The sequence below is a fragment of the Blastococcus sp. SYSU DS0539 genome (genome assembly GCF_054050855.1).
Window position 1 is genome coordinate 151500 of the sequence record NZ_JBJHAF010000001.1, and the last position, 22160, is coordinate 173659.

Annotated in this window: 20 protein-coding genes, 1 pseudogene and 1 riboswitch; of the genes and pseudogenes, 14 read left to right on the top strand and 7 right to left on the bottom strand. The window is 72.0% G+C overall.

Annotated features, from left to right (window positions below; all coding sequences use genetic code 11):
- The first annotated feature begins 36 nt into the window (after positions 1-36).
- From ACI790_RS00705 to ACI790_RS00725, 5 genes and pseudogenes are all read left to right on the top strand, one after another.
- Complete coding sequence (locus tag ACI790_RS00705) at positions 37-1173, top strand: acyl-CoA dehydrogenase family protein (protein WP_456567854.1); 1137 nt, start codon at positions 37-39, stop codon at positions 1171-1173.
- Complete coding sequence (locus ACI790_RS00710) at positions 1170-2249, top strand: acyl-CoA dehydrogenase family protein (RefSeq protein ID WP_456567855.1); 1080 nt, start codon at positions 1170-1172, stop codon at positions 2247-2249. The genes ACI790_RS00705 and ACI790_RS00710 overlap by 4 nt, the downstream gene beginning before the upstream one ends.
- Positions 2246-3697: pseudogene (locus ACI790_RS00715) on the top strand (UGSC family (seleno)protein). The gene ACI790_RS00710 and the pseudogene ACI790_RS00715 overlap by 4 nt, the downstream one beginning before the upstream one ends.
- Positions 3694-4725: a hypothetical protein gene (locus ACI790_RS00720; protein WP_456567856.1), complete on the top strand. Its 1032-nt coding sequence runs from the start codon at positions 3694-3696 to the stop codon at positions 4723-4725. The pseudogene ACI790_RS00715 and the gene ACI790_RS00720 overlap by 4 nt, the downstream one beginning before the upstream one ends.
- Positions 4722-5777, top strand: a complete 1056-nt coding sequence (locus ACI790_RS00725) for a hypothetical protein (RefSeq protein ID WP_456567857.1) — start codon at positions 4722-4724, stop codon at positions 5775-5777. Before ACI790_RS00720 ends, ACI790_RS00725 begins: the two co-directional genes overlap by 4 nt.
- A gap of 22 nt (positions 5778-5799) precedes the next feature.
- Here the strand turns inward: ACI790_RS00725 and ACI790_RS00730 are convergent, their stop codons facing one another.
- On the bottom strand, positions 5800-6420 hold the full coding sequence (locus tag ACI790_RS00730; RefSeq protein ID WP_456567858.1) for a hypothetical protein: 621 nt from the start codon (positions 6418-6420) through the stop codon (positions 5800-5802).
- Positions 6421-6673: 253 nt separating this feature from the next.
- Positions 6674-8044, bottom strand: coding sequence for a TIR domain-containing protein (locus ACI790_RS00735; protein WP_456567859.1), 1371 nt, complete (start codon positions 8042-8044; stop codon positions 6674-6676).
- Positions 8045-8695: 651 nt separating this feature from the next.
- On the opposite strand from ACI790_RS00735, the gene ACI790_RS00740 reads away from it, so the two are divergent.
- From ACI790_RS00740 to ACI790_RS00750, 3 genes are read left to right on the top strand one after another with little or no spacing between them, the layout of a single operon-like run.
- The gene (locus tag ACI790_RS00740) at positions 8696-10075 is read left to right on the top strand and encodes a TRAFs-binding domain-containing protein (protein WP_456567860.1); all 1380 of its coding nucleotides are present in this window, start codon (positions 8696-8698) and stop codon (positions 10073-10075) included.
- Entirely contained in the window at positions 10072-10629 is a 558-nt protein-coding gene (locus ACI790_RS00745; RefSeq protein ID WP_456567861.1) for a hypothetical protein, read from the top strand. The genes ACI790_RS00740 and ACI790_RS00745 overlap by 4 nt, the downstream gene beginning before the upstream one ends.
- A gap of 17 nt (positions 10630-10646) precedes the next feature.
- Positions 10647-11228 (top strand): RipA family octameric membrane protein, encoded by a 582-nt coding sequence (locus ACI790_RS00750; protein WP_456567862.1) that lies wholly within the window; start codon positions 10647-10649, stop codon positions 11226-11228.
- A gap of 96 nt (positions 11229-11324) precedes the next feature.
- On the opposite strand, the gene ACI790_RS00755 is transcribed toward ACI790_RS00750, so the two are convergent.
- Together ACI790_RS00755 and ACI790_RS00760 are read right to left on the bottom strand one after the other, a co-directional pair.
- Positions 11325-12245 (bottom strand): hypothetical protein, encoded by a 921-nt coding sequence (locus ACI790_RS00755; RefSeq protein WP_456567863.1) that lies wholly within the window; start codon positions 12243-12245, stop codon positions 11325-11327.
- Entirely contained in the window at positions 12242-12826 is a 585-nt protein-coding gene (locus tag ACI790_RS00760; RefSeq protein ID WP_456567864.1) for a hypothetical protein, read from the bottom strand. The genes ACI790_RS00755 and ACI790_RS00760 overlap by 4 nt, the downstream gene beginning before the upstream one ends.
- Before the next feature lie 157 nt (positions 12827-12983).
- Here ACI790_RS00760 and ACI790_RS00765 point away from each other — a divergent pair, with 157 nt between their 5' ends.
- Positions 12984-14519, top strand: a complete 1536-nt coding sequence (locus tag ACI790_RS00765) for a class I adenylate-forming enzyme family protein (protein WP_456567865.1) — start codon at positions 12984-12986, stop codon at positions 14517-14519.
- A gap of 70 nt (positions 14520-14589) precedes the next feature.
- The gene (locus ACI790_RS00770) at positions 14590-15639 is read left to right on the top strand and encodes an LLM class F420-dependent oxidoreductase (protein WP_456567866.1); all 1050 of its coding nucleotides are present in this window, start codon (positions 14590-14592) and stop codon (positions 15637-15639) included.
- A 73-nt stretch (positions 15640-15712) separates the two neighbouring features.
- Here the strand turns inward: ACI790_RS00770 and ACI790_RS00775 are convergent, their stop codons facing one another.
- The 3 genes from ACI790_RS00775 to ACI790_RS00785 all read right to left on the bottom strand — a co-directional run bounded on the left by ACI790_RS00775 (position 15713) and on the right by ACI790_RS00785 (position 17741).
- Positions 15713-16150, bottom strand: a complete 438-nt coding sequence (locus ACI790_RS00775; protein ID WP_456567867.1) for a hypothetical protein — start codon at positions 16148-16150, stop codon at positions 15713-15715.
- Positions 16151-16200: 50 nt separating this feature from the next.
- Positions 16201-17235: a glutathione S-transferase family protein gene (locus ACI790_RS00780; protein WP_456567868.1), complete on the bottom strand. Its 1035-nt coding sequence runs from the start codon at positions 17233-17235 to the stop codon at positions 16201-16203.
- 86 nt (positions 17236-17321) lie between these two features.
- The gene (locus ACI790_RS00785) at positions 17322-17741 is read right to left on the bottom strand and encodes a DUF1810 domain-containing protein (RefSeq protein ID WP_456567869.1); all 420 of its coding nucleotides are present in this window, start codon (positions 17739-17741) and stop codon (positions 17322-17324) included.
- A 132-nt stretch (positions 17742-17873) separates the two neighbouring features.
- Positions 17874-17970, top strand: a riboswitch (guanidine-I (ykkC/yxkD leader).
- 42 nt (positions 17971-18012) lie between these two features.
- Here ACI790_RS00785 and ACI790_RS00790 point away from each other — a divergent pair.
- The 4 genes from ACI790_RS00790 (at position 18013) to ACI790_RS00805 (ending at position 22145) form a co-directional block, all read left to right on the top strand.
- Positions 18013-18846, top strand: a complete 834-nt coding sequence (locus ACI790_RS00790) for a hypothetical protein (protein ID WP_456567870.1) — start codon at positions 18013-18015, stop codon at positions 18844-18846.
- On the top strand, positions 18843-19886 hold the full coding sequence (locus tag ACI790_RS00795) for an isopenicillin N synthase family dioxygenase (protein WP_456567871.1): 1044 nt from the start codon (positions 18843-18845) through the stop codon (positions 19884-19886). Before ACI790_RS00790 ends, ACI790_RS00795 begins: the two co-directional genes overlap by 4 nt.
- Positions 19883-20659, top strand: coding sequence for a creatininase family protein (locus ACI790_RS00800; protein ID WP_456567872.1), 777 nt, complete (start codon positions 19883-19885; stop codon positions 20657-20659). The genes ACI790_RS00795 and ACI790_RS00800 overlap by 4 nt, the downstream gene beginning before the upstream one ends.
- 118 nt (positions 20660-20777) lie before the next feature.
- Positions 20778-22145 carry a glutamine synthetase family protein gene (locus ACI790_RS00805; RefSeq protein WP_456567873.1) on the top strand — a complete coding sequence of 456 codons (1368 nt, stop codon included), beginning with the start codon at positions 20778-20780 and terminating at the stop codon, positions 22143-22145.
- Positions 22146-22160 lie beyond the last annotated feature (15 nt).

Genomic DNA, 22160 nt, shown 5'->3' on the forward strand with positions numbered 1-22160 from the left:
CGGCCCGGCGGGCACCCCCGACCCAGGAGGCCCGCCGTGCACTTCGGCGCCACCACTCTCAGCCCCGCCGAGGAGTCGCTGCGCGCCGAGGTGCGCGAGTTCCTGGCCGCGGAGCTGCCCGCCGACCACTTCCCGGCGCTGGGCTTCGCCGCCCGGCACGACCCCGGGTTCTCCCGCAAGCTCGCCGCCCGCGGCTGGGTGGGGATGGCGATCCCACCGGAGTACGGCGGGCACGGGCGCAGCGCGGTGGAGCGGTTCATCGTGGCCGAGGAGCTGCTGGCGGCCGGGGCCCCGATCGGCGCGCACTTCGTGGCCGACCGGCAGACCGGCCCGGCCCTGCTGCAGTACGGCACCGAGGAGCAGCGGCGGAAGTTCCTCCCGGGCATCTCGGCGGCCGAGATCTTCTTCTCCCTCGGCATGAGCGAGCCCGACTCGGGCTCCGACCTCGCCTCCGTGCGCACCCGCGCGACCAAGGTCGAGGGTGGCTGGAGCGTCACCGGCACCAAGGTCTGGACCGGCGAGGCGCACCTGAACCACTACTTCGCCGTCCTGTGCCGGACCTCGCCGATGGAGGAGGGCAAGAAGCACGTCGGCCTCTCCCAGCTGATCGTCGACCTGCGCGGGCCCGGCGTGACGGTCTCGCCGATCCCCTTCATCGACGGCTCCCACCACTTCAACGAGGTCTCCCTCGAGGAGGTGTTCGTGCCGGACGACATGGTGCTCGGCGAGGTGGGGTCGGGCTGGGAGCAGGTGACCAGCGAGCTGGCCTACGAGCGCAGCGGGCCCGACCGCTGGCTGTCGACGTTCCCCGTGCTCCGCGAGTTCCTGCGGGAGGCCGGCGGGACCGTCGACGACGGCGACGCGACGGTGGTCGGACGGTTCGCCGCCCGCTTCTGGGCGATCCGGCAGCTGTCGCTGTCGGTGGCCCGCTCCCTGGACGCCGGCGAGGCGCCCGCGGTGGAGGCCGCGCTGGTGAAGGAGATCGGCACCCGGTTCGAGCAGGACCTGGTGGAGGCGCTGCGCACCGCGGCCGAGGTGGAGGTCGACCAGGAGTCGGGGTCGCTCTTCCAGCGTCTGCTGGCCGAGGCGGTGCTCAACTCGCCGGGGTACACGCTGCGCGGCGGCACGACCGAGATCCTGCGTTCCGTGGCCGCGAAGGGACTGGGTTCATGAGCGAGGACCGGACGATGCTCACCGAGGTCGCGACGGGGCTGTTCCGCGACCTGTCCACGCCCGAGGACGTCGTCGCCGCGGAGGGCACCGGCTGGAGCGAGCGGCTGTGGTCCGCCCTGGTGGAGGCCGGCTTCCCGTACGTGTCCGTGCCCGAGGCGGCCGGCGGGTCGGGCGGGGACGTCGCCGACGCGTGCGCGCTGCTGGCGGCGGCCGGCCGGTTCTCGGCGCCGGTGCCGCTCGCCGAGGCGGGGTTGCTCGGCGGCTGGGCGCTCGCCGCGGCCGGGCTGGAACTACCCGCGGGGCCGCTGTCGGTGGCGGTCGGCCGCCCGGATGACGTGGTGGAGCTGTCCGGTGGGCCGGGGTCCTGGCGGCTGAGCGCCCGGGTGCAGCGCGTGCCGTGGGGCGGGCGGAGCACCCGGGTGGTGCTGCTGCCCGCCGTCGGCGGCGGGCGCTCCGTCGTCTCCGCTCCCACCGCCGCGGCGGAGGTGACCCCGGGCCGCAACCTCGCCCTGGAGCCGCGCGACACGCTGACGTGGCACGACGTCCCGCTCTCCGACGACGACGTGGCCCCCGCTCCGGAGGGCGTGGACGTCGATGCGCTGCGGCTGCGCGGGGCGCTGGGCCGGGCGGCGCTGATCGCCGGAGCGCTGGCGCGGGTGAGCGAGCTGACCATCCGCTACACCAACGAGCGGCACCAGTTCGGCCGGGCGGTGGCCCGCTTTCAGGCGGTGCAGGCGCACCTGGTGACCATCGCCGAGGAGGCGCAGCTCGCCGGGCTGGCCACCGAGGTGGCGGCCCTCAACGCGCGCCCGGACCCGGGCTTCTTCGACGTGGCCGCGGCCAAGGCGGCCGCGAGCGAGGCGGCGACCGTCGCCTCCCGGGCCGCGCACCAGGCGCACGGCGCGATCGGCATGACCAAGGAGTACGAGCTGGGCCAGGTGACGCGGAGGCTGTGGTCCTGGCGCGACGAGTTCGGCAGCGAGCGGTTCTGGAGCCGGCAGCTCGGGCGGCGGATGGCCGATGCCGGCGCCGACCAGCTGTGGCCGCGGATCTCGACCGGGTTGGTGAGCTCATGAGCACCGACTGGGACGTCGCCGTCGTCGGCGCGGGCATCGCCGGGCTGACCGCGGCCCGGGTGGCGGCCGAGGCGGGGCTGCGGGTGGTGGCCTACGACCGGATGGCCCCGGGCGGGCAACTGGTCAACCTGACCGCCGTGCACGACTACCCGGAGCCGGGCGAGGTGGTGGAGTCGGGCGGGCTGTTGTCCCGGCTGGTGGCCGACGCGGAGGCTGCCGGGGTCACGATGGGCTTCGCCGAGGTCACGCGGCTGCAGGCGGGGCACCCGGTCCGGGTGGAGACGACGGAGGGCCCGGTGACCGCACGCGCGGTCGTCGTCGCCACCGGGCTGAGCGCCGGACGGCTGGGCCTGCCCGGCGAGGAGCTGCTCGTCGGCCGCGGGATCTCCACCTGCGCCGGATGCGACGGACCGCTGTTCCGGGGGCGGGCGGTCGCGGTCGTCGGCGACGACGAGTGGACCGCCGAGGAGGCGCTGGAGCTGGCCGCGGTGGCGTCCGCGGTCACCGTGCTGGTGCCCGGGGAGCCGCGCTGGAGCGCGGACCGCGCGCAGCGGCTGGCCGCCGCAGACCGCGTCGAGGTGCTGACCGGGGCGTCGGTCACCGCCCTGCAGGGCGAGGGCGTGCTCTCCGGCGTCGTCGTCGCCACGCCCGGCGGTGAGCGGGAGCTGGCGGTGAACGGGCTGTTCCCCTACGTCGGACGGCGCGGGCCGGCCGACCTGGTCGAGGGCGTGCCGGCCGACGGGACCGGTCGGCTGCAGACCGCGGACGGCGTGCGTACCGCCGTCGAGACGGTCGTCGTGGCCGGTGACGCCCGTTCGGGCGCCGCCGGGTCGATGCCGTCGGCCGCCGACGACGGGGCCTCCGCGGGGCAGGCGGTCGTGGCCGCGCTGCGGGCGCCGGGCGGGTCCTCGGGGCTGCGGGTCGTCGACCCGACGTTCGGCGTGCCCGCGGATGAAGGGGAGGCGACCGCGCCGGCGGGCGGCACCGCGGACTGGACCGAGGTCGCGCTGTTCTCCAACTCCAAGCCGAACGCCACCGAGCTGCTGCGCGGGGTGGGGGACCGGTTGCAGGCCCACTGGCAACTGCCCGAGCTGGGCTTCGCCAGCAAGCCCAACGCCTCGGCCGCAGCCGACAAGGACGTCATCGACTGGCTTTCCCAGCGCTACAAGATGGTGCTGGTGGCGGTCGGTGACTAGGGCTCGTGCTCGTCGTGGAGTCTCCACGACTCGGTGGAACTGGAGAAGCGTGGCGTCGTGGCACCCCTGCTGGTGACCTCGACGTTCCTGCCGCTGGTGGAGGCGCAGGCGAAGGCGCGGCGGGTCACGCCGCGCGTCATCGTGGTGCCGCACCCGGTGGGCGGGCTGAACGAGGGGGAGCTGGCGGAGCGGATCGACGCCGCCGCCGGGGCGCTGCTGCCGCTGGCCGACGATGCGCGGGGGAACGGATGAGCGCGGAGGTGGTCGAGCTCCCCGGGGTGACCGAGGAGAACTGGCACGAGGTCGCCTGGGAGCGCGGCTGGGGCGACGGACTGCCGACGGTGCCACCGACGCCGCAGCGGGTGGCGGCGGCGCTCGCCGCGATCGACGGCGTCGACCTGGAGCTGGGGCCGGTGCCGCCGTCCGGGCTGGTGCCGACCCGGGAGAGCTTCGCGGCGAACGCGGTGATGGCCGGCTGCCGGCCGGCCGACCTGCCGGTGGTGCTGGCGGCGGTCCGGGCCCTGCTGGCGCCGGAGTACAACCTGCACGGCGTGCTGGCCACGACGCACCCGTGCGCACCGCTGGTCGTGGTGAACGGCCCGGCGCGGACCTCGCTGGGGATCAACTGCGGCACGAACTGCTTCGGCCAGGGCACACGGGCCAACGCGGTGATCGGCCGGGCCGTGCAGCTGGTGACCACGCACATCGGCGGTGCCCGGCCGGGGTCGATGGACCGGTCGACGCAGGGCGGACCGGCGAAGTACACGTGGTGCTTCGGCGAGAACGAGGAGGAGAGCCCGTTCGAGCCGTTCTCGGTGCGCCGCGGGTTCGAGCCGGGGGAGTCGGCGGTGACCGTGGCGGCGTGCGAGGGCCCGCACAACATCAACGACCACGGCAGCACGACCGCCGAGGGGCTGCTCATGACCATCGCCGGGACGATGGCACAGACGGGGTCGAACAACCTCTACGTGAAGGGTCCGCACTTCCTGGTGCTCGGACCGGAGCACGCGGCGACGCTGCACCGCGACGGCTGGACGGTCGAGGCGCTGCGGGAACGCCTCTGGGAGCAGGCGCGGATCCCGGTGTCGAAGGTGTCGGAGGAGAACCACCGCCAGTTCGAGGACTGGGGCGTGCAGCCCGACGGCGACTTCTTCACGGTCAGCACCGGACCGGACATGCTGCACGTCCTCGTGGCCGGCGGCGCCGGCAAGCACTCGGCGTGGATCCCGTCGTTCGGGGCGACGGCCGCCGTGTCGCGCGCGGTGCCGGCTCCCCGGTGACCGGGCCGGACCTGCCGCTGGTCGACGCCGACGCCGACCAGGCTGCGGTGTTGGCCGACCTGCTGGCGGCGGGGCACGGGGACGGTCTTCCGGTCGTCCCGCCGACCGCGAGCCGGCTGCGGGAGATGCTGGCCGGCGTCGGGGCGCCGGATGCGGAGCTGGGTCTGGTGCCGCCGCTGTTCGGGGCGCTGACGGTGCGGGCGGTGGCCTGGTACGCGGTGCTCGCCGGGTGCCGGCCGGCGGAGCTGCCGGTGGTGGTGTCCGCCTGCCGGGCGGCGCTGGACGACTCGTTCAACCTGCTCGGCATCTCGACGACGACGGGTGCGCCGGCGGTGGCGGTGCTCGTGCACGGCCCGGTCGCCGCCCGGCTGGGGATGACGTCGGGAGCCGGTGGCCTGGGCACGGGGAACCGGGCCAACGCCTGCATCGGGCGGGCGGTGTCGATGGCGCTCGCCGGGATCGGGGGCGCGACCGCCGGGCTGACCGACATGGCGACGATCGGCTCGCCGGCGAAGTACACCTGCTGCACGGCGGAGGCCGCACGGCCGCTGCCGTCGCTCGCGCAGCGCCGCGGGTGGGGGGTGGACGTCGACGCGGTGACGGTGATCGGGGCCGGCGCCACGGTGGAGGTCCTGCCGGGGGAGAACTACCGGCAGCCCCCGTCGGTGCTGGGGCCGGCCGCGGCGGCGATGGCCGGTGTCGTGCTCGCGTCGGGGGAACCGGCGCGGGGGGCGCTCGGTGAGCAGTTCCTGCTGCTGCCGCCGGAGCCGGCGGAGCTCCTGGCGATGCACGGCTGGGGGCACGAGCGGATCGGGGAGTTCCTCTTCGAGCAGGGCAGCGCGTTGCTGCAGGAGACGGCGGCGTCGCTGGCCTTCCGTGCCGGGGTACCCGCTTATGCCGTGGAGGGACTGACCGTGGCCGGGTCACCGGCCGACGTGCACGTCGTCGTGACGGGTGGAGCCGGGGTCAAGATGCTGCTGCTGCCGACGTGGATGGGCGGCTCCCGATCGGTGACCGCGCCGGTGCTGCCGGTCGGCAGCGGAGCGGGTTGATCACCGCACCGCTGCCCCCACGTCACACCGTCTCGGGCACCCGGAGCTGGGCGACGGCCAGGTCGAAGGTGGCGACCTCGACCACCTGCGCGGACATGTAGCGGGTGAAGTCCTGGCGCAGCTGGGTGGCGCGGTCCAGCGCCTCGTGCATCGCCTCGCGGCTGTCGTAGGTGACGGTGGTGGTGGTGCGGCCGTCGACGGGGTCGACAAGCATGCTCACCGAGCAGAAGCCGGGCAGGTCCTCCAGCCGCGGGACGATGCTCACGCCGAAGGCGTCGGTCATCCGGTCCAGCGCCTCGGGCCGGCCGCGGGTCCAGGTCACGCGGGCGCAGGCGCCCTCCGGTGCGGGGCGGGAGCGGTGCAGCAGGGCGATCGACCAGTTCTCCACGACCGCCGGCCCGCCCAGGATCTCGGCGGCGCGGGCGCGCATCGCCTTCACCTGGCCGGCGCTGTTGTTCAGGGCGGCGCTGTCCTCCCAGGCGGAGGTGACGATGCACCGGCCGGAGTGCCGGTCGGCGAGCATGGACAGCCCGATGAAGCCGTCCATCCCCATGACGGCGGGGAGCACGCGGTCGCGGACGTAGACCAGGCCCTTGTCGATGTTCGCTGGCGTGCCGGAGATCGTGGTCGAGCGCGCGTGCATGCGACGGTTCCTCTCGCGAGCAGGCGAGCCCCGGACGGCGTCGCCGCCATGCCTACTCTCCTCCCGCTGATGCCGGTTGGGAACGGTTCCGGAAGCACCGGTTACGCCGGCGCAGCCGTCTGGCACATCCGTCACCGGCGGCACAGGCATGAAAAACAGGGCCGGTTCCACCGGATCCACGTTCGGATGGTCTGCCCGGCTGTGGTTGTCAGCAATCCGTGGTGGCTGCGAGATGAAGAGCGCACGTAGCTGGTCATCCTGGCTGCAGCGCCTCACGCCCAGGGACTCGTAAGGCGTCTCGCGACACCTGTAGAGAAGGCGGGAGGTGATCGTTGCAGGCAGCGAGCGCTCCTTCCAAGGCGCGGACGCTGTCGAGAGACGGCCTGGTGCGTGCGAATGCAGCGAGATGCTGAGTCATGGCAGCCTGTTGTCCGAGAACAAGTGACGCGGTCGCGGCAGTCGCACTCGCCCACATCGATCGTTCGTCCAGCCTTCCTACAGCGTTCAGCGCTTCTCGGTACGCCTTCGTGGCGGCCGGCATGTCTCCTCGTTGCAACTCCACCTGTCCGAGTAGGTCGTAGAGGTAGTAGCTGTCTTGGTTCTGCTTGAGCGCAGCGGCGTAGACCTCGCGCGCACCTGGCAAGTCCGCCTTAAGGCGCAGCAGCTTGCCCTTCAAGGCGGCACAATCGGCATTGCGCTGGAAGGCCTGGCGATCGAGCCGCTCAATTTCCTCGATGTAACTGCCAGTAGCCTCGAGATCCGTATCCTTCAGCGCAGCCTCTCCCAGTGTCCGGAGCACGTACACGTCGCGAGGCGCGAGATCCCAGGTCAGTCGCAGTTGTTCAGCCGCCTGCTTGTACTTGCCGCATGCCAGGTATAGCTCGCCGAGTCGTCGATGGATACGTGAGTCGAGAGGTCGTCCACGATCGTTTTCATCCCGTCCGAACGCGATGTCTAGCCAGTCCCTAAGGTGGTCGACTTCCGAAAATCGACTCTTGGCCGCCAGGTGGTCTAAGCGGGCGCACCATTCCTGGATGGCCGCTTCGGTCGGTGCGATGGGTAGGTCGCGAAGCGCGCTCTGGATAGCCGAGAGGTAGTTGTCCAGCGTGTCGTCCACGCGACGAGTTGCTTGTCGAAGATCGGAGGAGCTAAGTCTTCCTCGATCGTGCAGGAAGTCGATGATGTCCTCCAGAAGCTGTCTAATCTCCTGCGGGTCGTCTCCCCTTCGAGCTTGTCGATTCATGGCCCCCAGCGGGCCGGGCAACTGTCCCGGAGCCACCTTAAACAGCAGCGGCCACAGCGGACGCTCGGCGCGACCGTCCGAGGCGGCGTAGGTGGCGCCATAGACCGCTCCGGTCTCCCAGAGCAGCCAGGGCTTGGCGAGCGAAGCTGGCGTTAGCACGGCGATGGTCAGGTCGGCCTCGCGGACCTGTTCCCCTATCCAGACGAACCAGTCGACCCCGGTAGGCACGCCGCCGGCGCTGTCCTTACGGCTCGAGTGGCATACCCGGATCCTTCCCGTGCAGAGGCTTTCGATGGCGTGCTCGAGTGCCGTGGCGAGACGCTTATCGGAGCCTGTGTGGCTCACGAAGATGCGCCCACCGCTGGCGTCGCTGTCGGGCATTGGGAGGCCTCTCACTCTGCCGCCGGGCCAACAGGCTCCTCCCGGTGAGCTGTTGTTGTCCATGCCGGATCGTCTGACGGGCGCAGGGAACTGCACAGGTCTGCCTGCCTACGGCCGACGGTCTGTCGCGTGGCTGGCTGAGGCTTCGATGGGGATTGCGGCGACTCCCATGGCCGACGCGCATGTCAGCTGCTGTATTCAGATTGCAGCGTCCGGCTCCAGACGAAACGCAGGGGTATGTCACCAAGGTTCAGCGGAGTCCACGCTGCGTGCGGTAGGTGGCACGAGCGGCCCGCCTGGCTGCCCGCCAGACGCCTACGTGGTAACCAAGGTAGCTCCCGAGGGCTCCACCGACGCTGAAGGCCGTCAGCAACGTCTCGGACACCGACGCCCCCGTTCGCCCCGGGCACTTCCCATTGTCCGTCACTGTGCGAGCGGCTCTGCAGGGATTGCATAGGGGGCACGCAGATGTAGCAACGGCAAGAAGCAGCTAGCGGCGTGGCGGAGCCGCGAGTTAACCGCTGAGAACGCAGCGTCATTACCCCGGGGGATGCGACGACCGCTTGGCTGGGGATCGCCCATTTGCTGCGTGTGGCGAGGTGTCTGACGCGTGAGAGGGCGGCATGATGCGCCAGGGGAGGCGGGGGAACGATGAGCGACGAGGCGCGGTTCTCTACGGTTTTTGTTGTCATGCCCTACGGCCGGAAGAAGGATCCCGCCAGTCGCCTCGAGATCGACTTCGACGACGTGTGGAACAGCGCGTTCCGTCCGGCGGCGGAGCAAGCGGGCCTCGAGGCGATCCGCGCCGACGAGGAACGCGTCGGCGGATTCGTCCAGCTGGCGATGTTCGAACGACTGCTCTTGGCGGAAGTGGTCCTGGCCGACCTCACATTGGCCAGCCCCAACGTCATGTACGAACTGGGGATCCGGCATGCCACGAGGCCGCGCGCCACCATCTCGGTCTTCGCCCGCGTCGGCGCGCTGCCCTTCGACTTGGCGCCGATCCGCGCGGTCCCGTACCAACTCGACCGGCGCGGCCGGCTCGGGCCGGAGGCGCGCGCTGAACTCGTCGACCAGCTGGTGGGCAAGCTCCATGCCGCACTGACGGACACGGCCGCGGACAGCCCACTGTTTCAGCTGATCAAAAGCTACCCCGGGGTCACCCTGCCGCACGATGTCACCGAGTCGTTCCAAGACCGCGTACGGCAGATCACCGCGCTGAGCAACGAGATTCGCTCGGCGTCGAGGCTGACACCGGCATCGACGGCGGTCGCGGCGCTGAAGGACATCGAAACGCGGTTGGGCCGCTCCGCGGGGGTGCCCACCGACCTGCTCGTCGACCTCTTGCTCGGTTACCGCGACGTCGATGCGTACGACGAGATGATTGGCCTCTTCGAGCAGTTGCCCGATGAGGTGGCTCGGCACCCCGCGGTCCAGCAGGTGGGGGCCTTTGCGCTTACTCGGCGCAACGAACCAGGAGATGACCGCCGTGCCATCGAGATGCTCCAGGCGCTCCTGGACGAGCGGGGTCCCGACCCGGAGACACTCGGTCTGCTCGGTCGATGGCACAAGGACCGGCACAAGCGGCTCTCCGAGCAGGATCCGTTCCTCGCGGGACAGGCGTTGGACGACGCGATCGCCGCCTATGAACGAGGCTTCCAGGCCGACATGCGGGACTATTACCCGGGCGTCAATGCCGTCACGTTGCTGATGCTCAAGGGCACGGACGAGGCGTATCAGCGTGCGCGGGAGCTGTCCCCAGTCGTGGCCTTCGCGGTCGCGGCGAGAGGGGGGCTCGCATCGACCGACTACTGGGACGTCGCCACGGTGCTGGAGCTCGCCGTCGTCAATCTGGACGAGGCGACGGCCCGGGGCGCCTTGCGGCGCCTGCTCTCCCTCGGGGTTCCGGCATGGAAGCTCCGGACGACGAGGGAAAACCTCGAGCGCCTGCAGACCGCGCACCGGAATCGGCAGAACGACCCCGCGTGGCTCGGCCACTACATCGCACGACTCTTCGCCGGCGACCCATGAGCACGTCCCTGGGTGGCGCCCGCCGAGGGATCTCCTGGTTGTCACGGCTGACGGGCGCGGGTGGAATCGTCCGGCATGCCAGCAACGTGGTGGACGTGGACGTCGACACGGACGACCGCGGTCACCCATCGGGCCGCGACGGTCAGGTCGCCAGCTCTCCCGATTTCACCGTGTTCGCCGCGATGCCCTTCGACCCTGACTTCGACGACGTGTTCTTCGTGGCGATCCGGGCAGCGGTGAGCCGACTCGGAGGGACGGCCGTCCGTGTGGACCGGTTGATGCACGGAGGGGACGCAGTGGCCGCCACTCACGAGCAGCTTCGCGATTGTGCTGCCGTCGTAGCCGACGTCTCGACCAATGAGCCGGACGTCCTCTATGAGCTCGGGGTCGCGCACGGACTGGGAAAACCAAGCGTGCTGATCTGCCGCACCCGGTACGAGGACCTGCCGTTCATGGTCCGCAACCGGGAGACGCTGCTGTACGAAGCGGGCCGAACCCACGCGCTCGGTCAGCAACTCGCCGTCTACCTGGCGGCCGTGCTCTCTCGAACGTGACGTCGGAAGGAGGGACAGTGGCCGACGAGAAGAGGCCGCGCGGCGGGTACTTCCGTACCGCCAAGCCTGTGCCAGTCGAGGAAGTCGCGGCGTATCTCTGGAATCCCGGTGTGGGGACCGAGAGCTACGCCCAACACCGCGAGAAGTACCAGGCGGCCGTTCTGGAGCAGTACCGGCTCTACGTGGAGATGGCCGACCGGATCAGCGCCCGGCGCGCTCTAGCCAACACCTTCTTCCTCAGCCTGAACACCGCGGTGCTGGTTCTTATCGGCGTGTTCTGGAGGAAACCGCCGGAGGCGGCGGTGTTGCTACTCGCCCTACCCTTGGCCTTCCTCCTTGCACTGTGCCTGGCATGGTTCTGGCTGGTTCGGTCGTACCGCCAGCTGAATGCGGGCAAGTTCGTCGTCATCGCGGCACTGGAACAGCGATTGCCTGCGTCGCCCTGGCAGGGCGAGTGGCATGCCTTGGGCCGGGGAGACGACCGGGCCAAATACTGGCCGCTGACCCACGTCGAGCCGTGGGTTCCGGGAATCTACGCGGGTGCCTACGTCGCGGGCTTCGTTACGGCCCTTATAGCGACCCTCGTGACGGAGTCCTGACCGACGCAGCCGCGCGACATGCGGCTGGACATCTGGCCGTCCGAGGCCGGCCCACTTTCCGGCGGTAATTGCCCCCTGCTGTCACTGCTCAGGCGGTCAGTCGTAGGGGTTGGTAAGAACGGTCCGCGCCTGCAGGACGTCGAAGGTGACCGGCGGGCCGTCGGTGGTGGTGGTGCCGGGGACGTCGGCTTCTGCGCTGCCGTCGACGGTGAAGGTGGCGCCCCAGGTGACGGTGAGGTGGGCGGTGTAGCTACCGGATCGGTAGGAGTGCTCGATGGTCTGGTCGGGGTAGGGCCGGCCGGGGTCGGTGGTGGTGATCGAGCCGGTGGGGTCGCCGGTGTGCCAGGTGAACTGCTCGGCGGTCGCTTCGATGACGACGGTGAAGCCGCGGATGTCGACGGTGAAGGTCTGGGTGGTGGGGGAGTCGGTGTAGAAGATGACCGGCAGGCCGGCCAGACCGTCGCCGGGTGGCTGGTGCCGAGTGGTGAGCTGGGGGAGCGGCAGACGCTGGAAGTAGCTGAACACCTCGGCTGGAGACGGCGGCGGGTTCAGCGGCGTGACGTCGTAACAGCCTTCGCCTTCGAAGGTCCAGTCACCAAGGGGCGAACCGGGCTGTGAACCCAGCGGTGCCGCCACTGAGTCCTCGGTATCAGGTGACTCACGAACGGTGCCGTCGTCGCTGACTATGGGGCGCCACTGGGCGACCAGGTATCTGATGATCCGATCTGGTTGCTCGGGACAAGTGCGGACGTCGTTCGGAGAGCAGTAGTTGACCGTCTCGGCGGCTGCGAGGCATCGGTCGATGAGTCGCCAGGCGAACTGCGCAGCCTGGCTGTCATTCGCGCCGACGACCTCCGCCACTCCGGCGCCTTCGAACGTGACAGTTACGGCGCCGTCGTTGGTCTCGGACGAACATCCCGTAATACTGATGCAGGCGGAGGCACTCACGACGGGCAAGCACAACCACACCGCGAGCACGCTGCACAGAATGAGAAGTCGTGCGGTCGCGCGCTTCATCCGATCGTGAGACCCGCAGCAAGCCAGGATTCATCCTGGTCCGACCAGGCCAGTGTCATCCCGGATCCGGCGTTCGGCATCAGGGCTTGCTCTCCGTTCGGCACAGGGGCCCGAGCCGAGTCAAGGATGGACAACGCCTCAACACGGACGCCGAAGATCAGCTTGGCGGTATCACCATCTAGCCGCGGCTCGATGACGTCGTTGAGCGTCAGCTCGCCACCTTGGTATGTCCAACCGGCGGCCGCTGCTTCCTCAAAGGCGCGAGCGATCCGGAGGCAGGTGGTGCACTTCGGGCTGAGGTCGCGGATGGCTTGTCCGGCCGGCAGCGCCTGCTGACGGTTCAGCAGTTCCACGTAGTAGCGCAGGAAGGCCTCCGCGCCGGCGGCGTCCTTGGTGCGGGCCTCGTCGGGGACCGGGAAGTCCGCCGGGCCCAGAAGAGGCAGCTCGGGGGTCGGGGCGGCGCTGGTCGGGGGCAGGGTGGTGTTCGCCTCCTGCTTCGCTGCACAACCCGTCAGCACCATCGATCCGGCCAGCAGGCAGCCGAGCGTCGTCCGGATCAGGCCCCCGCGGAGATCACGCACAGCGGGAGACTACGCAGGGTGCGGCCTAATCCGGTTCCGTAACTGTGGACAGCCGGGCGCTACCGCCGGATCGGGTGACCGCCCCCTCCGACGAGACCTGGCTCACCGGCGCACAATCCCAGGCCGGGGCGATCAGCTCACCGGAACTGGGGGACGCATGGGCACGGACGACGTCGCGACGGGGACCCACCCGTTCGACACCAGCGGCATCGAGACCGGCGCCGACGGCATCCGGCGGTACACCGGCCTGCCGGTCAACCTCGTGCGGCTCCTCCTGGCCCAGGCGACGACCCGCGGTGACCGGACCGCGATCGTCGAGCTCGGCGGCGGGCAGCTCACCTACTCCGACCTCTGGCAGCGGGCCATGCGCGTCGCGGGCGGTCTCCGCGAGTCGGGAGTCCAGACCGGCGACCGGGTGGCCGTCCAGCTCGGCAACGGCGTCGACTGGGTGCTCGCCTTCTGGGGCGCCCAGCTCGCCGGCGCCGTCGTCGTCCCGATGAACACCCGCCTGGCCCCGGCCGAGGCGGAGTACATCCTCGCCGACTGCGGGGCCGCCCACGTCGTCCGCCCCGGTGAGCCGCTGCCCGACGGCGAGCCCGGGGAGCTGCCCGACCCGGCGCACACCGACGTCGCCGCGCTCTTCTACACGAGCGGCACGACCGGCCGCCCCAAGGGGGCGATGACCACCCACGAGAACTTCCTGAGCACCATCGAGTCCGTCGTCCGCTGCCGCGAGCTCAGCCGCGATCCCGACGTCCGGCACGCGACCCTGATCTCGGTCCCGCTGTTCCACGTCACCGGCTGCAACTCGCAGTTCCTCACCCAGATCTCCCTGGGCGGCACGTCGGTGCTGATGCCCCGCTTCGAGCCGGGTGCCTTCCTCGCCGCGATCCCCGAGCACGGCATCACGCTGGTCACCAGCGTCCCGACCATCTACGAGCTGGTGCTGCGGCACCCGGCCCTAGCCACGACTGACGTCTCGACCGTCCGCACGCTCAGCTACGGGGGCGCGCCGATCGCCCCCGAGCTGGTGCACCGGCTGCGGCAGGCCTTCCCCGCCGCCCGCCTCGGCAACGGGTTCGGCCTCAGCGAGACCTCGGCGCTGGCCACCTTCCTCCCGCACGAGTACGCCGAGACCCACGCCGACGCGGTCGGCTTCCCGACGCCGGTGAACGAGGTCCGCCTCGACAGGCCCGATCCGGGCACCGGCGTGGGGGAGCTGCTGGTGCGCGGGCCCAACGTCGTCGCCGGTTACTGGGGCGACCCGGTGCGGACGGCGGAGACCTTTGTCGACGGCTGGCTGCACACCGGTGACCTCGCGACGATCACCGACGGCATCGTGCGGATCGTCGACCGCGCCAAGGACATGATCAACCGCGGCGGCGAGAACGTGTACAGCGTCGAGGTCGAGAACGCCCTCGCCGAGCACCCCGACGTCCTCGAGGTCGCCGTCGTCGGCGTCCCCGACCCGGTGATGGGGGAGAAGGTCGGCGCCGTCGTCCTGCCCCGGCCCGGGGTGGCCGCCGACGAGCTGGTCCCCTCGCTCTGCTCCTTCGCCCGCCAGCGGCTGGCCGACTTCAAGTGCCCGCAGTTCGTGCGGGTGCTCGACGGTCCGCTGCCGCGCAACGCCGGCGGCAAGGTGCTGAAGAACCCGCTGCGCGAGTCCGAGGGCTGGATCGCCGTCCCGCGCTGACGCCAGGACGGAGGACAGCGGGTTTCGCTAGGTTGTTGCAGATACCCGTCCCCGTCGGCAGGAGCTCCCCGTGCGCATCGGCATGCCCATCTCCTACAGCGGAGGGTTCGACCGGACCACCGCCGTCATCGCCGAGTACGAGAGCGCCGGTCTCGACACGGTCTACGTCGCCGAGGCCTACTCCTTCGACGCCGTCAGCCACCTCGGCTACCTCGCCGCGAAGACGACGACGGTGGAGATCGCGTCGGGGATCCTCAACATCTACTCGCGCACGCCGACGCTGCTGGCCATGACCGCCGCCGGCCTGGACTTCCTCTCCGGCGGCCGCTTCACCCTCGGCATCGGCGCCTCGGGCCCGCAGGTGGTGGAGGGCTTCCACGGTGTGCCCTACACCGCCCCGCTGGCCACGACCCGGGAGGTGGTGGAGGTCTGCCGCGCGGTGTGGCGCCGGGAGAAGGTCGACCACCACGGGGAGCACGTCGACGTGCCGCTCACGCCCGAGCGCGGCGGCAGCGGGCTGGGCAAGCCGCTGAAGCTGATCAACGAGCCGGTGCGGCCGCGGATCCCGATGCTGCTGGCCGCTATCGGCCCCAAGAACGTCGCGCTCGCCGCGGAGCTCTTCGAGGCGTGGCAGCCGGCCTTCATGCTGCCCGAGGGCAGCGCGACGGCGTTCGGGGAGGCGCTGGCCGAGGGTACGGCGCGGCGGGACCCGGAGCTCGGGCCGTTGGAGATCTCCGCCGACACCCAGCTGCTGATCAGCGAGGACGCCGCCGAGCAGGCCGCGGCGCTGGACCAGGTGCGCGCCAAGATCGCGCTCTACGTCGGCGGCATGGGTGCGCGCGGGAAGAACTTCTACAACGACCTGGCCGTGCGGTACGGGTACGCCGAGGCGGCCGCCACCGTGCAGGACCTCTACCTCGCCGGGCGCAAGGACGAGGCGGCCGCCGCGCTGCCCGAGGAGTTCGTCCGGGGCGTCTCGCTGGTCGGCCCGCGCGGCTACGTCGCCGAGCGGGTCGCCGCCTTCGCCGACGCCGGCGTCACCACGCTCAACGCCGTGCCGCTCGCCGCCGACCACGCGCAGCGGGTCCGGGCGATCGAGCAGCTGAAGGCCATGGCCTGAGCGCGCCGCCCGAGGGCGGAGCAGCGCCGCCAGGGCGGGACAGCGGTGCGCGGTCCCGCCGGCGGGGGCCCCGTCAGCCGGGCCAGACGCCGGACGGCGCCTCGACCAGCGGGACCACGCTGCCCCCGGCGGCCACGTGCAGGCTCCACGAGCCGGCCACCCGGTCGTCGTCGAGCACCGTCCGCAGCGCCTCGGCCCAGCCGTCGTCGTCCGCGGTGATCTCCGGCCCGCCGGGCCGGCACAGCGCCAGCGCGAGGTGGCCGGCGCCGCCGAGCTGGTCGCCGAGGACCGACGCGTGCACCTCCCGCAGCCCGACCAGCACCGCGGGATCGGGGGCGCGCGGCAGGTCGTCGACCGGCACGACCACCGGCAGCTGGCGGCCGTCGGTGCCGAACCAGGTCAGCCACAGGCTGCGGGCGCGGAACTCGGCGGAGCCGAGCACGGCGTGCCAACGGTCGGTGAGGTCGCCGGCGGAGCGGACGGGGGCGTCGGCGAGCGAGGGCGTCGTCATGCCCGTCACCGTGCCAGCTACGCGGGTGCTGCTCCGGCGTTGTCCACAGGTCAGCGGTGCGCGATGCCCCCGGGGCCGTGGTCGACCGGGACCTGCTCCGGCGCCGGCGGGGGACCGGGCGGGGTGCCGTCCCCGAACGGCCGGTCGCCGAGCTGCTCGCGGTTGTGCCGCATCAGCCAGCCGGAGGTGTCGGGCCCCTTCGGGATGATCTGCGTCGGGTTGATGTCCGCGTGGACGACGTAGTAGTGCTCCTTGATCTGCGGGAAGTCGATCGTGTCGCCGAACCCCGGGGTCTGGAACAGGTCGCGCGCGTAGGCCCACAGCACCGGCATCTCGCTGAGCTTCTGCCGGTTGCACTTGAAGTGGCCGTGGTAGACGGTGTCGAACCGCGCCAGGGTCGTGAACAGCCGGACGTCGGCCTCGGTGATCTGCCCGCCCATCAGGAAGCGCCGGTGCTCCAGCCGGTCGCTCAGCCAGTCCAGCGCGGTGAACAGCCGGTCGTAGGCCTTGTCGTAGGCGCGCTGCGAGCCGGAGAACCCGCAGCGGTACACCCCGTTGTTCACCTCGGTGTAGACCCGCTCCATCACCTCGTCCATCTCGTCCCGCAGGTGTTCCGGGTAGAGGTCGGGGGCGCCCTCGCGGTGGTGGGCGGTCCACTGGGTGGAGAAGTCCAGCGTCATCTGCGGGAAGTCGTTGGTGACGACGGCGCCGCTCGGGACGTCGACAATCGCCGGCACCGTGATGCCGCGCGGGTACTCGGGGTCGCGGGCGAGGAACGCCTCCTGCAGCCGCTCGTAACCGAGCACCGGGTCGCGGCCGCCGGGGTCGAGGTCGAAGGTCCAGCTGCGCTCGTCGTGGGTCGGCCCGCACATCCCCATCGAGATGGCGTCCTCCAGGCCCAGCAGCCGGCGGACGATCACCGAGCGGTTCGCCCACGGGCAGGCCCGGGCGACGACCAGCCGGTACCGCCCCGCCTCGACCGGCCAGCGGCCGGTGCCGTCGGACGTGATGCGGTCGGAGATGTACTGGGAGTCGCGCGAGTACTCCGCCTCGACGTAACCGGATCCACTGCTCTGTTGGCTCACCGCTGAACCGTGCCCGGCGCGCTCGGGGCTCACACGCCGCGGTCGATTGCGTTCCGGTGACCATCCTCGCCGCCACGCGGCGGCGGTCAGAGCCGGCTGGTCGTCGCCTCGTCCTCGACGCCGCCGAAGTAGTGGTCGAGCACCTCGCGGAACACCGGCTGCTCCGGCGCGGCGTGGGCGAACAGGGTCATCGACGAGCGCAGCTTCTGCGCGTCGATCGACCCCATGACCCGCACCGGGTCGTCGGTGTCCAGCGCGGTGAGCGCCCGCGCGGACTCGACCAGCCGGCGGCCGAGCGTCGGGTGCTCCAGGTAGGCGCGGGCCTCCGCCGGCCCGGAGAGCGCGAACCGCTGCGCCATCCCGCTGCGCCCCAGCCCGGCGATCTGCGGGAAGACGAACCACATCCAGTGCGTGCGCTTCTCACCGGCGCGCAGCTCGGCCAGCGCCTGGTCGTAGGTCTGGGCCTGGGCGTCGACGAACCGGCGCAGGTCGAAGGCATCGCTCACCGGTGCCAGGGTGCCGCACCGCGGCAGAACCCGCCCCGGGCACCCCGGGGCGGCAGACGAAACAGGATCTTCACCGGCGGGCCCCGGCGACGACATCTGCGGCCGGTGACATGGTTCCCGACCCGCCCAGCGGCGGGGCGCACCTAGGGTTCCGCCGTCCGCGGGTCTGGTCCGAGAGGTGCAGCGGGGCTCCGGCTCCGTTCCACGGCGGGACAAAAGCCCGGGAGGTCTGGCTCCGGACGTCCGCGTCCGGACGACTCCCGGAGCGCCCGTGCCCCTCGTTCCCCCGGACGACCGCCTCGTCGGGCGGTGGCGGCGCAGCCTGCTGATCCGCCCCGACGGGTCGGAGGACCGCACCACCTCCGTGGTCTGGCTCCAGGCCGGCCGCCGGTACGTCGACCTGCGGCTGCCCGCCGGGATCCCCGACGCCGGCCCGGTGGGCGACCTGGCGGCCGGTGAGCTGGCCGCGCTGGCCGCCGTCGAGGGGTTCGCCGGCGAGCTGTGCGCCGACGGGCGGTGGACGCGCTGGGAGCGCACCGTCGACCTCCAGCCGGCGCAGCGCTTCCCCGACGAGGGGCTCCTCGAACCGCACGGCGCCGACCTGGTCGAGACCGGCCGGCACGCCCGCTACCTCGAGCGGTGGCAGCCCACCCGCCGGGAGCCGGCGCAGCCCGTGTGCGCCGCCGAGCTGGAGGACGTCGACACCGGCGCGCCCGCGCTGCTCGTCCGCGTCGGGGACGACGTCGGCTGGGCCCGCGGGCGCCGGGAGCAGCTGCCGCCCGGCGGCACCCTGGCCGACGTCGTCGCGTCCGGGTCCCGCGCCCGCACCCTCGCCGCCTTCGACACCGAGGTCGCCCTCGGCGCGGTCGCGGCCGACGGCCGGGTCGTCCTCGCCGCCTCCAGCCTGCCCGGCCGCGCCGGCGCCACCCTCGCGCTCAGCGCCGGCGGCGACGGCCTGCAGGCCCTCGACCACGCGCCCGACGGCGCTCCGGTGCGCCGCCGCTGGCGGATCCGCGCCGTCGAGGGCGACCCCGCCGCGCTCCCCGTCCAGCAGCCTTCCCGAGTTCCGATGCAGTTCCCGCACCCAGAGGAGAGATCGGCATGACCAGCCTGACCGACTTCACCGAGGTCCCCGTGATCGACGTCTCCGGCCTCCGCGGCGACGACCCCGCCGAGCACCGGCGGGTCGCCGACCAGCTCGGCCGGGCCGCCCGCGAGGTGGGCTTCTTCTACGTCAGCGGCACCGGCATCGACCCGGCGCTCGCCGTTGACCTGCTCCGCGCGACGAAGGAGTTCTTCGACCTCCCGGTCGAGGAGAAGATGCGCACCTACATCGGCCGGTCCACGAACCACCGCGGGTACGTGCCGATCGGCGAGGAGGTCTTCGCCGGGGGCACCCGCGACCTCAAGGAGGCCTTCGACCTCGGCGCCGACCTGCCCGCCGACGACGCCGACCACCTCGCCGGCCGGATGCTCGGCCCGAACCAGTGGCCGGACCTGCCGGGCTTCGCCGAGCCGGTCGCCGCCTGGTACGACGCGGTCCTGGCGCTGGGCCGGGCGCTGCTGCACGGCTTCGCCCTCGCCCTCGGCGAGCCGGCGGACGCCTTCGACCGCTACGTGACCAAGCCGCCGTCGCAGCTGCGGCTCATCCACTACCCGCACGACCCGGCGGCGAAGGACGCCGTGGGCATCGGGGCGCACACCGACTACGAGTGCTTCACCCTGCTGCTGCCGACCGCTCCGGGCCTTGAGGTGCTCAACGGCGCCGGCGAGTGGATCGACGTGCCGCCGCGCGAGGGAACGCTGGTGGTCAACGTCGGCGACATCCTCGAGCTGTGGACCAACGGCCGCTTCGTGGCCACCACCCACCGGGTGCGCAAGGTGGCGGAGGAGCGCTACTCCTTCCCGCTGTTCTTCAACGTCGACCACGACACCCTGGTCGCGCCGCTGCCGCAGTTCGTCGCCGAGGGGGAGCCGGCCCGCGAGCCGCTCCTCGCCGGTGACCACCTGTTCGCCCAGACCGCGCAGAGCTTCAGCTACCTGCGGGCCCGGATCGCCGCCGGCGAGCTGGAGCTGCCCGAGGGCAGCCTGCAGCTGTCGTCCTTCGGGCAGGAGGCGCTGCAGGCCGCCGGGCAGACGGCGTGAGCGCACTGCGCTGGCAGGACGCCGCCTGGCCCGACCTGCGCGCGGCGCTCGGCACCCGTCCCACCGAGGTCGGCCTGCTCCCGGTGGGCGCGATCGAGCAGCACGGCCCGCACCTGCCGACCGGCACGGACACCCTCGTGGCGACGGCGGTCTGCGAGCAGGCCGCCGTGCTGGTCGACGGCGTCGTCCTGCCCGCCGTCCCGGTCGGGGTCAGCTACGGCCACGGCACCGACCTCCCCGGCACGCTGTCGCTGAGCCCCGCGCTGCTGGCCGAGGTGCTCAAGGCGCACGTCGCCTGGGCGGCGGCCTCCGGCCTGCGGCGGGTGCTGATCGTCAACGCCCACCTCGGCAACACCGCCACGATCGGCACCGCCACCGACTGGCTGCGGCTCTACGCCCCCGAGGTGCGCGTCGGCAGCGTCGACTGGTGGGCCTCCGACGAGGCGCTGCTCGCCGAGGTCACCGCCGACGGCGGCGACATCCACGCCAACCGCGCCGAGACGTCGATGGTGCTGGCGATCGCTCCGCACCTCGTCCACCGCGACCGCATGGCCGACGCCGACGACGAGGACCGGACCGCCGACCTGGTCTTCCGGTACACCGCGCCGTCGCTGTCCACCAACGGCGTGACCGGCCGGCCGTCCGAGGCGAGCGCCGAGCTCGGCGAGGAGCTCCTCGGCCGCGCCGCCCGCGCCGTCGCCGACCGGGTCGAGCGGGGCCGGACCGAGGAGCCGCCGCTCGGCGTCCCCGCCCGGCCACCGCTGGCCGTCTGACCGGCCCGGCCACCGCCGGCCGGCTGACCGGCCGGGCCACGGCTGGTCGGCTGACCGGCCCCCACGCACCCCGCGGGCTCCGCACCCGGCGCCCGTCCGACCTCCCCGAGGAGAACCCATGGACACCGTGCACGCACTGCAGGACGACCACGCCGCGCTGGCCGCCGAGCTGGCGGGCAAGGGGGTGAAGTACGCCGTCGGCGGCTGGATCGACGTCAACGGCCGGAGCAAGAGCAAGGTCGTGCCGATCGACCACCTGCCCAACCTGCTCGCCGGGTCCGAGCGCTACACCCCGCGCGGCATGGGCGACCTCGGCCGGATGAACCCCTACGAGGACGAGGTCGTGGCGCTTCCCGACCTGGCCACCCTGCAGGTGCTGCCGTGGGACCGCCGGTTCGTCTGGATGGCCGCCGACATGGCCTACGGCGGCACGACGCCGTTCGCGCTCTGCCCCCGCTCCACGCTCAAGCGTCAGCTCGCCCGCGCCGCCGACCAGGGGCTCGTCGCCAACCTCGGCATCGAGACCGAGTTCTACGTCTTCCGCCCGGTCGAGGACGAGACCGACGAGCTGGTGCCCATGGCGGCCAGCAGCCTGATGAAGCCGACGCCCGCCTACGACCTGGAGAGCACCTTCGACTCCATGCCGTTCCTCGACCGCATGGTCGATGCGATGAGCGAGCTCGGCTTCGGCGTCTACAGCTTCGACCACGAGGGCGGCGACGGGCAGTACGAGTTCGACTTCGGCTACGCCCCGGCGCTGGAGACCGCCGACCGGATCACGCTGTTCCGCGTGATGACCCGCCAGATCGCCAAGCAGTGCGGGCTGATGGCCACCTTCATGCCCAAGCCGGTGACCGGCGGCTGGGGCTCGGGCCACCACTACAACATGAGCCTGGAGAACGCCGAAACCGGCGAGAACCTCTTCCGGGACGCCGACGACCCCGCCGGAAAGGGCTGGAGCAAGACCGCCTACGCGTTCACCGCCGGCATCCTCCGGCACGCGCCGGCCTTGGCCGCGGTCGCGACGCCGACCGTCAACTCCTACAAGCGGCTCGCGCCCCGCCTGGCCGACGGCTCGATCTCCTGGGCGCCGACCTTCGCCGCCTACGGCCACAACAACCGCTCCTGCCTGCTGCGGATGCCGGCCAACCGGCCCGCCGTGGAGAACCGGGGCGTCGACTCCGCCGCCAACACCTACCTGGCGTTCGCGCTGATGCTGGCCGCCGGGCTGGAGGGGATCGAGCTCGGCCTGGACCCCGGCGACCCGGTCGAGGGCGCCACCTACGACTGGTCCGGCTCCGAGGCGCCGCGGCTGCCCCGCACCCTGCTGGAGGCCGTGGAGGCGTTCGAGGCCGACCCGCTGGTGCACGAGGTGTTCGCTCCGCAGTTCGTCACCGAGTACGCCGACATGAAGCGGCGGGAGTGGGACGACTTCCACGCCTCGGTCACCGACTGGGAGCGCCGCCGCTACCTGCGGGACCTGTGAGCGGGTAGCAAGGCT

Excerpts from the sequence above, each read along its gene's own strand:
- ACI790_RS00795 (WP_456567871.1), top strand. The coding sequence starts at position 18,843 with ATGACCAGCCTGACCGACTTCACCGAGGTCCCCGTGATCGACGTCTCC.
- ACI790_RS00720 (WP_456567856.1), top strand. The coding sequence starts at position 3,694 with ATGAGCGCGGAGGTGGTCGAGCTCCCCGGGGTGACCGAGGAGAACTGG.
- ACI790_RS00740 (WP_456567860.1), top strand. The coding sequence starts at position 8,696 with ATGAGCGACGAGGCGCGGTTCTCTACGGTTTTTGTTGTCATGCCCTAC.
- ACI790_RS00730 (WP_456567858.1), bottom strand. The coding sequence starts at position 6,420 with ATGCACGCGCGCTCGACCACGATCTCCGGCACGCCAGCGAACATCGAC.
- ACI790_RS00775 (WP_456567867.1), bottom strand. The coding sequence starts at position 16,150 with ATGACGACGCCCTCGCTCGCCGACGCCCCCGTCCGCTCCGCCGGCGAC.
- ACI790_RS00735 (WP_456567859.1), bottom strand. The coding sequence starts at position 8,044 with ATGCCCGACAGCGACGCCAGCGGTGGGCGCATCTTCGTGAGCCACACA.
- ACI790_RS00755 (WP_456567863.1), bottom strand. The coding sequence starts at position 12,245 with ATGAAGCGCGCGACCGCACGACTTCTCATTCTGTGCAGCGTGCTCGCG.
- ACI790_RS00745 (WP_456567861.1), top strand. The coding sequence starts at position 10,072 with ATGAGCACGTCCCTGGGTGGCGCCCGCCGAGGGATCTCCTGGTTGTCA.
- ACI790_RS00805 (WP_456567873.1), top strand. The coding sequence starts at position 20,778 with ATGGACACCGTGCACGCACTGCAGGACGACCACGCCGCGCTGGCCGCC.
- ACI790_RS00765 (WP_456567865.1), top strand. The coding sequence starts at position 12,984 with ATGGGCACGGACGACGTCGCGACGGGGACCCACCCGTTCGACACCAGC.
- ACI790_RS00710 (WP_456567855.1), top strand. The coding sequence starts at position 1,170 with ATGAGCGAGGACCGGACGATGCTCACCGAGGTCGCGACGGGGCTGTTC.